This is a genomic window from Longinema margulisiae (assembly GCF_025266855.1).
In the GTDB taxonomy this organism is placed as follows: domain Bacteria; phylum Spirochaetota; class Brevinematia; order Brevinematales; family Thermospiraceae; genus Thermospira.
In genome coordinates this window covers 2,380,778-2,393,423 of sequence record NZ_CP053071.1, presented here as the reverse complement: position 1 = coordinate 2,393,423, position 12,646 = coordinate 2,380,778, and the positions used below count along the sequence as shown (strand labels likewise).

At 43.3% G+C, this 12,646-nt stretch carries 12 protein-coding genes and 1 riboswitch; of the genes, 6 read left to right on the top strand and 6 right to left on the bottom strand.

Translation table 11 applies throughout. The features are described from left to right. Positions 1-25: 25 nt before the first annotated feature. Together BREVNS_RS10695 and BREVNS_RS10690 are read right to left on the bottom strand one after the other, a co-directional pair. Complete coding sequence (locus BREVNS_RS10695; RefSeq protein ID WP_483426995.1) at positions 26-304, bottom strand: hypothetical protein; 279 nt, start codon at positions 302-304, stop codon at positions 26-28. Positions 305-680: 376 nt separating this feature from the next. Then, a complete protein-coding gene (locus BREVNS_RS10690) occupies positions 681-2,681 on the bottom strand; it encodes a hypothetical protein (protein ID WP_483426994.1) in 2,001 nt (666 codons plus the stop codon). 190 nt (positions 2,682-2,871) lie between these two features. On the opposite strand from BREVNS_RS10690, the gene BREVNS_RS10685 reads away from it, so the two are divergent. Then, positions 2,872-3,555 carry a hypothetical protein gene (locus BREVNS_RS10685; protein WP_483426993.1) on the top strand — a complete coding sequence of 228 codons (684 nt, stop codon included), beginning with the start codon at positions 2,872-2,874 and terminating at the stop codon, positions 3,553-3,555. A gap of 4 nt (positions 3,556-3,559) precedes the next feature. Here BREVNS_RS10685 and metE read toward each other — a convergent pair whose 3' ends face one another. After that, a complete protein-coding gene (gene metE, locus BREVNS_RS10680) occupies positions 3,560-5,794 on the bottom strand; it encodes a 5-methyltetrahydropteroyltriglutamate--homocysteine S-methyltransferase (RefSeq protein ID WP_483426992.1) in 2,235 nt (744 codons plus the stop codon). Between the two features lie 108 nt (positions 5,795-5,902). Beyond that, positions 5,903-6,077: riboswitch (cobalamin riboswitch) on the bottom strand. A gap of 956 nt (positions 6,078-7,033) precedes the next feature. Between metE and acpP the strand changes: the two genes are divergently transcribed. The 5 genes from acpP to BREVNS_RS10655 all read left to right on the top strand — a co-directional run bounded on the left by acpP (position 7,034) and on the right by BREVNS_RS10655 (position 11,014). Continuing rightward, complete coding sequence (gene acpP, locus BREVNS_RS10675) at positions 7,034-7,267, top strand: acyl carrier protein (RefSeq protein WP_483426991.1); 234 nt, start codon at positions 7,034-7,036, stop codon at positions 7,265-7,267. Positions 7,268-7,422: 155 nt separating this feature from the next. Next, a complete protein-coding gene (locus BREVNS_RS10670; RefSeq protein WP_483426990.1) occupies positions 7,423-8,580 on the top strand; it encodes an OmpA family protein in 1,158 nt (385 codons plus the stop codon). A gap of 379 nt (positions 8,581-8,959) precedes the next feature. Continuing rightward, positions 8,960-9,832 (top strand): hypothetical protein, encoded by an 873-nt coding sequence (locus BREVNS_RS10665; protein ID WP_483426989.1) that lies wholly within the window; start codon positions 8,960-8,962, stop codon positions 9,830-9,832. A gap of 1 nt (position 9,833) precedes the next feature. Continuing rightward, positions 9,834-10,331, top strand: coding sequence for a hypothetical protein (locus tag BREVNS_RS10660; RefSeq protein WP_483426988.1), 498 nt, complete (start codon positions 9,834-9,836; stop codon positions 10,329-10,331). Beyond that, the gene (locus tag BREVNS_RS10655; protein WP_483426987.1) at positions 10,331-11,014 is read left to right on the top strand and encodes an ABC transporter ATP-binding protein; all 684 of its coding nucleotides are present in this window, start codon (positions 10,331-10,333) and stop codon (positions 11,012-11,014) included. The genes BREVNS_RS10660 and BREVNS_RS10655 overlap by 1 nt, the downstream gene beginning before the upstream one ends. Here BREVNS_RS10655 and BREVNS_RS10650 read toward each other — a convergent pair. Genes BREVNS_RS10650 through BREVNS_RS10640 form a run of 3 tightly spaced genes read right to left on the bottom strand, consistent with a single transcriptional unit; the run spans position 10,998 to position 12,439 of the window. Next, positions 10,998-11,552: a hypothetical protein gene (locus tag BREVNS_RS10650; RefSeq protein ID WP_483426986.1), complete on the bottom strand. Its 555-nt coding sequence runs from the start codon at positions 11,550-11,552 to the stop codon at positions 10,998-11,000. The genes BREVNS_RS10655 and BREVNS_RS10650 overlap by 17 nt on opposite strands. Positions 11,553-11,574: 22 nt before the next feature. Beyond that, positions 11,575-11,958, bottom strand: a complete 384-nt coding sequence (locus tag BREVNS_RS10645) for an anti-sigma factor (RefSeq protein ID WP_483426985.1) — start codon at positions 11,956-11,958, stop codon at positions 11,575-11,577. Further along, complete coding sequence (locus BREVNS_RS10640) at positions 11,939-12,439, bottom strand: RNA polymerase sigma factor (protein WP_483426984.1); 501 nt, start codon at positions 12,437-12,439, stop codon at positions 11,939-11,941. The genes BREVNS_RS10645 and BREVNS_RS10640 overlap by 20 nt, the downstream gene beginning before the upstream one ends. Positions 12,440-12,646: the final 207 nt, after the last annotated feature.

Here is a 12,646-nt window from a genome sequence, read left to right as displayed (position 1 = left end):
CATGAGAGGGGCTTTTTGTTTTCTCTCAGATGGGGAGTTTGAAATAGGAAACTTTGAAGCCATCTCCGATGTTCTGGAGTACCCCAAGTAGCAGAGCTTCTCTTACCTTATCATAGAAGAAATCAAGTCCTTCAATAGGATCTGAAGTAGAAAGAGTTTGGACACAGATCTTTTTGAGAGAATTGTGGGTATAGGTATAGGCATGGATTTCTATGGTTTTTTCTCCTGCTGCAGTGGCTACAAAGAGAGCCTGGCTTCCGACGACTATGATATCGGCGAGGGACTGAATTTCGGCAAGTGACATGATCGGAAATGAATCTACCGATTTCCACTGGTTATTGGTCATGTGCCATAGGTTAATACGGAGACCCGTTGGAGCCTGAGCTAAGAGAAAGAGAGATTCTCCTATGCCTACGCCACGGACAAATACCCCATTTCCGTTGGTAGGGAGAGTTAAATTCTTCTCGGGGAGAATGGCACCATTCTGGCTAAAAAATTGGATTACGTTTCCAACAGGAGACCTGAAAGAGAGAGAAAAGGATAAAGAAGTTACCCCTGGCTCAAAAGATTTTTGTCAACTGTAGTATACAGGGAACATTTTAGATAAACAAGTTTTTTCTGGGGAAAGTACCCTTTTTAGGCCATAAAACAGGGCAATAAGTACGTACCATCCCTATGTTTTATATCACATCCTGCCAGTAGACACCATCGATAGCCTCATCACGATTATAGTAGTAATGCAAACGCACAGCAAGAACATTGGTTGCCCCTTCTCTTTTCCATACCCCTACATCCATTCTCTGGTTTATGGTTCGCATCACCCGTTCTGCCCTTGAGGTTGTTCCTGGCAAACCATCTTCACTGTCACAGGCGAACATGTCTTTTTGAGCACGAAGAAGATAATAAAAACAATGTTTGCGCCCTTTTTCGTGAAATAAGTCAAGAAGATTCTGAATATGCTGTCTGCGCTCGCTTTGATAACCAAGTCTTGTTTGCCAGTCATTTTTGTACCCCAAGAAACAGGCTTTCCCTGTTTCAGCGACAATATTTGTCCACTCAGAAGAACGATATCTCACTCTATCAAGACGAAGAAAATACTTCAATTGATAACTTACATGCCACAAACATCGTTGAAAAACGATACCGGGATGTTTGCCCTGGTTAATCCCTGTATCTCCATCGACAACAAGAAAAAACCGAGAAAAAGAGTGTTTTTCTTGAATGGGCTTAAGAAGTTTGTCCCAACCTGCATGGTAATTATCCACAAGAAGGCCTGCTATTCTTGTATTTTTTCCTGTCAATGGGGAGGCTTGTTGCCTCTCCTGCAAAAGAATTTTAGCTTCTTCTCCTTTTTTCTTGCCCTGAACAGGAATACCCGTCCCATCGGCTTCTCCACAGGGTTTTTCTTTTTCTGAGATACTGAAATGTATCTTTCTCCCAATATTTTGAAGGTTTTTCCAGAGGGTGCTAAGACCTATTTTATACCCTGTGAAGGAAAGAATACGAGCGGCCACTCGATAGGTGGTAAGAGCCCCGGCTAAAGCCACTCTGTAGATATCTTTCAGGATTTGCCTTTTTCGCTTTTCTACACCAAGAAGAGATCTTGTGAGAAAAAGTTTTCTTCCACACTTTTTGCATTGAATTTGGAGCTGAGGAAGAGTGATCTTTCCAAAGGGCATCAGAACAAAAACAGTGTTTTTTCCATGCTTTGTTTTCCATATGAAGTGATGTTTTTCTCCGCATGTACAGGTGATACGACCTTCTTTTATTTCTTTTTCTGCCACTTCTACAGAAATCTGATGAACAAATGACTCAAACACTCCTTTGATGGCCTGGAGAAAAACCACCACTAACGTCTCAAGTTTTGTGTCAGGGTAGTCGATAGTCAAAGTGAAGGTGAATTCTTTACGCATGGGTTCCTCCTTGTGTCCTATTATCGGCCAGGGAGGAACTTTTTTTTGCTTTTCCTCATCTTCCCACTGCAGGTCTCCTGAAAAAAACGTTACCAAAAATTGAAGAGTCATCGTGTTTTCGTTGGTGAGAAGCATAACTCCTAATTTTTCTTTGACTTCAGGATTGTCAATTGAGGCAAGAGAAGGAATTTTACTTACGAGAATACCAAAGGCGGGAGATCCGTTGAGTTTTAATCCTTGTACTCTGGTGGGAGAAGTATAGAGAAGAATGTCGCCTAGAGAGCATATTTTTTGTACTTCTTCTCCTGCGGGATAAGAATATTTAGAAAGATCGTAGAAGGTTACTGTCCATTTATCAGAAGGAGCGATGGCACAAAACAGGATTTTTTCCTGGTTCTTGTCAACAAAAAGACGTGGAGTAGGAACTATGGCACCTGAACCTGATAAATATTCATCAATAGTGTCCACCTGATTTTGATTGTGAATGTTGAGATAACGAGGATAATCGTAGGTGTTTTGGTAAAGATAATATACAATGAATTGTGGTGATGGATCTGTTTTGAGGGCATAGACCTGGATCCCATGAACCATCGTTGTGTTTATCGTGTATATAGTGCCTCTCCATTCGCCTACATCAATTTTCTCCCATTTGCCGTTCATAGCCGCTTCCAGGCTTAAAGAAGCAAGGGGACCCAAGATTAAATCACATCCGGTCAAAAAAGTGGTTATGAAGAGGAAAAACATCTTTTCCATGAAAGTTTTTTTCATTATGCGCCTCCTGAAGCCTTCTCACAATATATACGGAAAAAAAGAGAATAAACTGAAATAGAATGGGAAAATTTAGCAAATTAACAGGAATAAAAGAAATAATGAGACCCTTGGACGGGTGTGCAAAGGTCTCATAATAAAGATGCTTGAGATTTTGGTATTTTTGTCGATAGGAAAAAGGGATGTTTTTATGTGGAGATTATTCCAGCATCTTTTTCGTTTTTTTCTTCCAGAAGTGAAAATTGAGGAAAAAGGGCTTTTGTTGGGAGAGCCTGCTCTTGTTGTTTCCAATCATGTGGGATCTATTGGCCCTGTGTGGCTTCTCTCTTTCTGGCCTGAAAGGCTTTTTCCCTGGATTGTTTCGGAAATGCTTACGCTCAGAAAAGCCCCTCTCTACCTATTTGAAGATTTTGTCAAAAAGGAGATGCACCTCAAGGGGAGTATAGGCAAAGCGGTTTCCTTGTGTCTTGCTTTGATCGTGGTTCCTTTTTTGAGATTTTTAGGGTGCATTCCTGTCTATAGAAAAAGTCGTTTGATAACACTCACTATGGAAAGGAGTCTCAAGGTACTTCTTGGAGGGGGAAAGGTGGTGGTATTTGCTGAAGAGGCTTCTCAGCCAACGAAGGAGGGAGTTGCTCCTTTGAGACATGGTTTTTTGAAATTAGCTGCTTTGTACTGGGAGAAAACAGGAAAACCCCTTCGTGTGATTCCTGTGGCTATTTGTCCTTCTTCACGTAGGATTCTGGTTGGGGAGTCCTTCTCTATAGGAGAGGAAGCGCTTTCTCTTGAGAAGCGGAAACAAAAGGTTTTGGAAATCGAAAGGATTATTCGAGAGCGTTATGTTCGGGGGAGGGGAAATTCCCCTCCCCTCTGAGGAGTTAGGGTAGGGTAGAGCGAAGTTTTTGTGCTGCCTTCACCATATGGGAAAGACTTTCATAGGCTTCGTGTTCCTGACGGGTCTTGAGCCCACAGTCTGGGTTTATCCAGAGGTGTTCGGCAGGTATAACGGTAAGGAGTTTCTGGATAGTAGTCGATATTTCTTCTTCTGAAGGGATACGGGGTGAGTGAATGTCGTACACCCCTGGCCCAATGTCTCTTTTCTGGCTATAGGTACGAAGTGATTCAATGACATCAAGGTCAGAGCGTGAGGCTTCAATGGTCAAAACATCAGCATCCATAGCTTCAATGGCGTCAGCGATTTCTGAAAACTCACTGTAGCACATGTGGGTATGGAGTTGTACTTCTGGTTTTATGCCACTTGTGGCAAGCCTGAAGGCAGAAGTGGCTATCTCCAAATATTCCTTCCAGTCTTTTTTTCTGAGAGGGAGTTTTTCTCTCAGAGCGGCTTCATCGACTTGAATGATAGGAATGCTCTCCTTCTGGAGTTCATCGATCTCTTCTCTCAAAGCTAACGCTATCTGATACGCAATTTCACGAAGAGAGATATCTTCGCGACAAAAAGACCAGTTGATGATAGTAATAGGTCCGGTCAAAATGGCTTTCATGGGTTTTTTTGTGAGGGATTGGGCATACGTTATCCAGGGAACCGTCATGGCTTTGAGTCGCTTGATATTTCCATAAATAATCGGTGGTTTTGTTGCTCTGGAGCCATAGGATTGTACCCATCCATTTTTTGTGGTCCAGAAACCACTCAGAAAATGAGCAAAATATTCTACCATGTCGTTTCGTTCATATTCCCCATGAACGAGAACATCTAAGCCTATTTCTTCCTGTCTGGTTATACACTCCCGAATCATGTGGCGGAGGTGTTCTTCGTACTCCTTGTGCGATAAATTGCCTTCCTGGTAGGCTTTTCGGATTTTTCTGAGTTCTCTGGTTTGAGGGAAAGATCCAATGGTTGTCGTTGGAAAAAGCGGAAGTTTGAGAAGTTGCTTTTGGAGAGGAAGTCTCTCTTCAACTGGGAGACGACGATTGAAAGCGTTATCACCGAGACTTTCTATCGCCTTTTGAAGTTCAGGACTTAGAGAAGAAGATGGAGACGAAGCATGAGTCTGGAGATACTCAGAAGGGCTTTGAGTATTGTATTGAGAGGCGATTTGTTTGAGTTCTTCTATTTTTTCAAGGGCAAAGGAGAAATGGTTTCCTCCAGTGGTGGGGAGGGTTTCTCCTTCAAGAGTATAGGGCACATGGAGAAGAGAGCAGGAGGTAGAAACCATGATATTTTCGGGTTTCGTGTAGCGACAAAGAGAGTTCAAAAGGCGGGAAAGAGTGGTCATATCAGACTTCCAGATGTTTCGACCTGAAAGAATACCGGCATACAGAATTTTGTCCGCTGGGAAGCCATACTGTTCAAGGAGGGAGAGGTTTTGCTTTCCATCGACAAAATCCAAGCCTATGCTATGAATAGGGAGAGAGATAACCTCTTGGTAGATATCTCGAATGTCGCCAAAGTAGGTTTGAAGATGGAGAGATTTCCCATAGGAGGGAGCAAGTTGCTGGTAGAAAAAAGAAAAGACTTCTTTTTCATGGGCATTCATATCCATAACTAAGGCGGGTTCGTCTAATTGCCAGAGAAGAGTAGCATAGGAGTCAAGGAGTTTCTGGTAAGCGGCAAGAAGTCTTTCTCTGAGAAGTGTTTCAGAAAGGTTTTCTCTTCGGCTGAGTTTGTAGAAGGTGTAAGGTCCTACGAGAGTGATTCTGGTAGGCCTCTTTTCTTCGGAAGCCAATTGTATTTTCTGGGAGAGAAAGGAAAGATCAGGTTTCCAGCAGATCTCCGGAGTGAGCTTGGGAACCACATAGTGGTAATTGGTGAAAAACCATTTTTTCATAGGCCAGGCCTTGATATCCATGGTATCTGATTGAAACCCTCGTGCTAAAGCAAAATACTTATCAAGAGATGAGAGAGGGAGGGAAGAGACACTCTCAGGAATAACCCCGAGGAGAAAACAGGTTTCAAGCATATGATCATACAGGGCAAAATCAAGGGGAATTTCGTCCAGAGAAGACATCATGGCGAGATGTTGTTTTTGAAGGGCGTAAGCCTGAGTGAAAAATTCTTCCTGGGAGATATGTTTAGCCCAGTATTCTTCAAGGGCTTTTTTCCATTCTCGATTTCGTCCAATTCTGGGAAAACCTACAACGGTAATACGCATACAATCCTCCTTTTTGAAGAGAATACAAAAGACAACACCAGCGAAAAACCTGGAAGAGAAGAAAAAAGGGAAAAGTTTAAGGAGAAAGAGAGACCATAGTCGAACCCTCCGTTCGTGGATTTTCAGGCAAGTCTCCTGGCTTGGCTTCATCCTACTCTCCACGCCTTCCCGGTTTCCCAGTGGCATCTGTGGATTTCGTCTGCCTTACAGTAGCGGGGGCTGCGCCGGATTTTCACCGGACTTCCTTTTTGAGGCTTTCGCCACCTGATGGTTTTATTGTAGGAGAAAGAGAGGAAAATGTCAAAAAGAAAAGGTTTTTGAAGAAGGGGGACGTTCCACATGTTGTCGTTCCACATATGAAACTGACTAGCTATTTTCACATTTCCTGTGAAGGGAAATAACTCAAAAGCTTTCTGTTCTGGTACCTATTGAAAAAAGAGTCGTGCTTGAAAAAATATAACGATAAGATAGGGGTATTACCCTGTTTCAGTTAAACCATTGTTCTTTGCTGAAACAAGGTCATAGCCCTGGGCCCTGGTGTCTCGGAAAGTTTCTTTCTTGCTGAAATATCGCCATAGCCCCTACCGCGGTGCCATATCTAAAAAGCCCCTATGAGAAAACAAGCCACGCGGGCTGGTAAGAGAATAGCTTGCTCTTTCATCACCCTTTTTTTCTGTACCCCACTTCGACTTCGCTCAGTATCCACCGGGCCACTTTTGCGGTCGTGTGTCTTTTGCCGAAAGGGGGAAGTCCTTCCGAAGTGAGGGTGCGTATCAGTTGAAAGTTGAAAGTTTGTAAAGTTTATAAAGTTGGGGGCAAGGTTCAGTAAGACGAGTTGTGGTTGCCGAAGTTCCGAGGACGAGGCAATGTCGCCCACGGAGGAAGGACTTCCCCTGAAAAGAAAAAGTCCCTTGCTTGTCCGCAAAAGCGGCGCACTATCCGTCCGAGGCGCATGCGTAGCATGCGACGAGGACAGCGTCCCTTTTGCTCCGCGCGGGAGCACTTCGTGAAAATAAGGAAGATGGGCAACAAAAAGAGCCCCAAACTGAAAGAAAAAAGAAGGTTAAACGGGTATTCAGTTTTTGTGTGAAGATAACCGTCTGTATGAATGTAAAACGAAAAAAATTTTAAGTTGAAAAAAAACTTGACAAAGACTTTTCGTTTCGCTAAAATAATGGCATAAATCATGGTGATAGGTACAGGAATATCTCAATATAGACATAGAAAGTGGAGGTAGTTATGGCTGATGTTTTTGACAAGGTGAAGGAAATCATCGTCGATAAGCTCGGCGTTGATGAATCCGCCGTGAAGATGGAGGCTTCTTTTGTTGAGGATCTCGGTGCAGACTCTCTTGATACTGTGGATCTTGTTATGGCCCTTGAAGAAGAGTTTGGCATTGATATTCCTGATGAAGAGGCAGCCAAGATTAAGACGGTTGGTGATGCTGTGAATTATATCAAGTCTCACCAATAACTTGTCGTGTGAGTAAAAAGGGGCTATCCTGTGATAGTCCCTTTTTTATTTTTTAGAAGAGAGTTTCATAAGTGAGAAAAGTTTTTCTTCAGAGAAGTTTGGCAGGTTATGAGAAGAGATTTTTTTGCCGATATTGTAAATGAAAGGAGAAAACGATGAAGAGATGGATAGTCGTAGGCATTTTTCTTCCGATGCTTTTTTTTGCTGAAGAGTTTCGTTTCAATCAGACAGTAGGAACAAAGTATCGTTTCAAAAATTTTGTGAAACAAACGGTATATGTGAATGATAAGGTTGCGGCGAATCTTGAACAACTTCACAAGGCAGTGATTGAGGTTTTGAGTAACGATGGGGTATGGGCTTATTGTCGTGGAAAATATGAGTATTATCTGAAGGATGTGGATCGTTATGAGGCTTTCCAGCTCAAGAATATCTATGATAGCCGTTTTCAGCGAGATACCTATGGAAGAATGATAGTGCCCGCCGATGTGGTTATGCCCGTGGTAAGGGGAGTACCTACTTTTCCGGCTACGAATCTTGTCCCTGGTATGACGTGGACAGCCCCCGGGGAAGAAGCTCAGGAACTCGTAGAGGGTCGGCTTTATCGGGTTCCTTTTGAGGCGAAGTATATTTACCTTGGAGAGGAAAAGGTGGAGAATGTGTCGTATCCGGTTTTTCAGGTGATGTATCAGGTGCGTTATTATCCTTCTGATAGGTATATACGCTCATATACGGGAATGACTACCATCAAACTATACTGGGATAGACAAAGTCAGGGGATTCGGTATTACGTAGAAGAGTATAATTTTATGATCACTTTGGCCAATGGGGAAAGCCAGAGTTTTGTAGGAACATCAGAAGGGCTTGTCGATGTACTTCAGGAGGAAGGGGTGAAAACCAACCTTGTGGCTGATCTTCAACAGGCGGTCAAAACCAATGAGGCCCTTTCTCTCCGTGAAGATGTGGATGGGATTATTGTGAATTTAGGGAATATCCTTTTTGAGTTTGATAAAGCCACCATTCGAAAGGAATTTGAAAAGGGTCTGGATCAGTTAGCTGAGGTGCTCAAGAAGTATCCCAAACTCGATATTGTGGTTTCCGGTCATACTGATTCTGTAGGGAATCCTACCTATAACCAAAAACTCTCTGAACTTCGGGCAAAAGCCATTGCTGATTATCTTCTGCAGCGTGGGGTGAGTCAGGATCGTATCTCTTATATCGGGTATGGGGATACAAAACCTGTGGCCAGCAATACCACAGCGGAAGGCAGGGCGAAGAATCGTCGTGTGGAGATTAAGATTATCACGAAAGAATAAGGAAAAAGAAAGCTATGACGAGACCCTTGCATGGGTGTTTTCTTCCCCTGTTTGGGTCAGGGGCTGCGCCCCTGAAACCCCGATTTTTCTGTTCACAAGGGCTGGTTTGTCTTTTTTATTCAAAAAAATCGGTTTATTTATTACGGCAAGGAACATTTTGATACTAATTTTTGTTTCTTTATTACTTTTTTGAGACCTTTGCACGAATGTGCAAAGGTCTCATGACCTTATTTCATCTAGAGGAGGGTGTTTTGCTGAAACAAGGTGATAGCCAAAGGGTATTTTGGTATCTTTCTTGAGTTGCGAGACAAGAATTTCCCTCATATTGACTTTTTTTTCTTTTGGCTTTACCATATACAAAGAAAAGAGGGAGAGGTTCATGAGGATTACTATTGAAGAAGCGATGCGCATCTGTGAGAAGTATGGAACGGAAGAAGTGCCGCTTGTTTTGCTGAAGGATGTGTACTTACGTCATGGAGCCCAGGTACTTCAACTCTCAGCTGGTATGCGCTTTGATCCCTCTCAGTATGATTTATTTGTCGATTCTCAGGTGAAAGAGATTGAGGTAGTCTATACTGATCGTCTTTTTGCGAAACTTGCGGCGAATTTTCCTGAGAAGTACCGTCTTCCTTTAGGGCAGAAGAGTCTCATTGAAATGGATAGGCTTCTTGAACAGGTGGATGGCGCCAATGCCATGGCCAAAAGGAAGCGTCATGTGATAGTGCTTGATGAGTTTTACCAGAAAAATTCACAGGGGGCGATGGAAACGGTTTTGCCTTATGGAACTGAACTTTCCTATAAGGATTGGAACACCATCAAATCCAAACTGAGTCGAAATGCGGTTATTAACTATCGTATTGATGAAACGGGGATTATTGTTTTTTCTCTGCTTGATTCCAAGGATCCAAAGTATCCACAGAAGTTCATGCAATTCACTGAGGTGGTGAGTCTTCTTGTGGAGAGTAAAAAACTTGGAGTTTCCCTTGCTCCGGACTTCTATCCTGAAGGGGATGTATATACGATCAATGAGTCAGGAAAACTTCTCACGACGTATAATGATAAAAAGATAGGTCTCATTCTTGTGGTTGATGAGGAGATCCATGATGAATACAAGAGGGTGTTGGCTCAGGTGAAGGCTTTCGATAGGTATGCTCGTATGCTGTTTATAAAAAAGTTTGACCCTGCTCAGAAACTGGAGATACTGAAAAATATCAAGAAGGCGTACTCCCAGTTTTTGTGGCAGGAGGAATAAGGTGAAAGAACAGTCGTTTCTGATATTCTGGGCAAATCTTGTATGGTTGGCCTTTCGGCGTTTTCGCAAGATGTGGCTATGGAGAGTGCTCCTTGTTCTTGTGAATGGCGGGATGCTCTTCTGGTTGAGTGAGATGCCATCAGGGGAAAAGTGGTGGTTGCTACTCTTGTTGTTTTTGGGTATAGAAGTGATTATCATCAATCTCAAAGCGCATCTTGAGAGTCGTTCCACGGTGGTTCTCTTGCGTTCTTTAGGCGCATCTCATCTTTTTTTAGTCGCCAATATGCTTCTGGAAATACTTGTGCCATATATTTTGGGAGTGGCTGTGGGTATAGGGATAAAAGGAGTGGCCATAGTTCAGAAATGGGGACCTTCTCCTTCTGGATGGGGGGCTTTTTGGATGGCTGTTCTTGTAGGATTGGCGTGTATTCTTGTGGTGGTACCGTTTACCACTCTTGTGATTGTTTCTAAACAGGAACGATATCTCAAGGAGATCTGATGCAGATTCGTCTTATTAATATTACCAAACGGTATAAAGTGACACAGGAGAAAATGCTTCTTTCTCTCAAACGGGTGAATTTAGATATCAACGAGGGAGACTATATCAGTTTGGTTGGTCCATCGGGAAGTGGAAAAACGACCCTTCTTCACACCGCTTTGGGTCTTCTTCGTCCTACCGAAGGGGATGTGTTCTGGAATAAGGTGTGTCTTTCTCATGCTTCGGATAGGGAGATTTCAGCTCTTCGACGGCGTTATTTTGGGATTGTGTTTCAGGAGTCTCAGTTTGTGGATGATCTGACGGTTGGAGATAATATTCTTCTCCCCCTTCTTATCAATGGTATTTCTGTTCGCTCGAAGCAAGCCTATTTTCGTACGCTGTGTGAGAAACTTCGTATTGATCATCTTGTGCATCTCTATCCTTATCAACTCAGTGGCGGGGAGAGGAAAAAAGCCAGTATTGCCCGGGCACTTATTCATAGTCCTGAGATTCTTGTTGCCGATGAACCAACGGCTAATCTGGATGAAAAATCTGCTCAGGAAATCTACAATATTTTCCAGAACCTTAACCAGCTGGGGCTTACTATCCTTGTGGCCACCCATGATGTGAGGTTTCGTGAGTATTGTCGTGAGGCCTATTCGATTTCAGAGGGAGAGATCACGGGGTTTACTCATTATCGTTAGGTGGTGGGGGAGGAAGAAAGGGCTTCTTTGTCTGAACAAATCGGACAAAGTTCATCAGTTCTCCCGGATCTTTTTTGGCCTTTTTAAGCCAGCTCGTGGTGAGAGAGAGGATTTTCTTTTCTCTCTCGAGATTCAGGGCTTCGATCTCTTTCATGGCTTCACGCTGAAGGGCAAAAAGCTCCCGGTTAATGTGCGTGATTTCTTCCAGAAGTTGAATCATCTCCTCCTGTTGCTGTGGAGAAAGGGAGTTCTGGCTTGTAAGATCCAGAAACTTCTTTTCATAAGTGGCTAACTGCTTGCGGAGAGAATTGCCCTTTGAGCGGGTGAGAAGAGTAATCTGTCGGACCTTTTGCATGTAGGTTTGCTGGATCTCGTTTACCTGTAAATACTGAAAAAGCATGACTTCGGTGAGGGATATTTGAGCCTCTGGTTCGTTCATCATCCTTTGCCTCATGGGACCTCTGACGTCTCGAGGGGGTTGCATCTGGGCGTATCCTATCCAGGGGAGGAGAAAAAGGAGAATGATTTTTTCTTTCATATATGTCCTTCCTTGTGTCTTTTTACCATAAGAGGGCAATTTCGGTATAATCGTCCATAAGCTGGGTGTCTTCGGTGGTGATATCGCTTGTTTGTTGGGCTATATTCAATGTGTCTCGTGAAGAAGAGAGGGCAAGACCTATCCAGAGACCGGTGATGAGGGTGAGACTGGCGGCTATGCCGGCAACCCATCGCCACGGATGAATGTGGGGAGCAGAGACGTAGGGAAGTATGGTTTCTGGCATGGTGTGGTTGCGCAAGCTCAGGTTCTGGAGTTGGTGTGAGAGTTTAGCATACTGGCCACACTGAGGACAGTATGTCAAATGTTCCTTCAGCCACTCTGGATAAGGAGTTTGAGGAAATTCATCGATGAAATCCATCACTTTCTTACATGTTTTTTTGTCCATAGGTTTCCTCCCATAGTTTCAAGAGTTTGAGTTTTGCCCGGCGGTAGTGAGACTTGGTGGTGGAGAGATTAAGCTTCAGGTTCTTGGCAATGGTAGCAAAATCCATTTCTTCCACATCTCGAAGGAGAATGACTTCTTTTTCTACCCTTTTCAGGGTATTCAGGGCCTCATAAAGCCAGGCTTCTTGTTTTTCGTTGTCTATGCGACTTTCCATGTCGTTTTCTTCAGTCAAAGTATTCCAGCCGTCGTCATCTAAAAAAACCGCTTGCGGTTTTCTTTGTTGTTTTTTGGCTAAGTTGCCGATAATGCGAAGCATATACCCTACGGCATTTTCCATTCTGCTTACCCGTGGCCAGTGGCGTGCGACTATCATACTTGCCTCCTGGACGATATCCCGGGCATTTTCTCTGTCGTGAAGGTAGCTGTAAGCCCAGCGATAAAAGAGGTCTTTGTTGGTGTTGTAAAAGTCCTCAAAATCCACATTCCCCGCCTTCTTTTGGTGTAGTATATAATATCATAAGGGAGATTTTCTGTCAAAAGATGCAGATTTCTCATGGTTTTCAGAGGAAAAAGAGGTTTGGGGATAAAGGGGTATGGGAAAGGTAGGAAAGTTGTCACTTTTTTAGCTTGAAGTTTATTTTTGCTGAAACATAGGAATAGCTGAGGTATGTTCTGAGAGTTAAGCACG